At 71.1% G+C, this 349-nt stretch carries 1 protein-coding gene; it reads left to right on the top strand.

Annotated elements, in window-relative coordinates:
- On the top strand, positions 1–349 hold a 349-nt coding region (locus tag D9V41_RS16975), incomplete at both ends, for an SLC13 family permease (RefSeq protein ID WP_341770343.1).

Here is a 349-nt window from a genome sequence, read left to right as displayed (position 1 = left end):
GAGCGCACCTCGCGCGAGGCCACTCACGCCGCGACCCGCCAGACTCCCCACTCGGCTGTCGAGGCCCGGCGCGGCGCCTCGGATTCGGACGATGCCGATGACGCCACCCGTCTCAACCCGCAGCGGTGGCTCACGCTCCTCGGGCTCCTCGCGCTCATGGTCGGTGCGCTCGGCTTCGACCTCGACGTGGGCTTCACGGCGCTCACCATCGCCGTCGCGCTGACGCTCGCCTTCCCGGCGTCGGCCAAGGGCGCCGTGGAGAAGATCAGCTGGGGCACCGTCCTGCTGATCGGTGGCATCGTCACGTACGTGTCGCTGCTGGAGAACCAGGGCGTCGTGCAGTGGCTCG

Source organism: Aeromicrobium phragmitis (genome assembly GCF_003674095.1).
GTDB classification, from domain to species: Bacteria; Actinomycetota; Actinomycetes; order Propionibacteriales; family Nocardioidaceae; genus Aeromicrobium; species Aeromicrobium phragmitis.
Note: the sequence above shows the minus strand (reverse complement) of the source record. Positions and strands in the feature narration are given on the sequence as shown.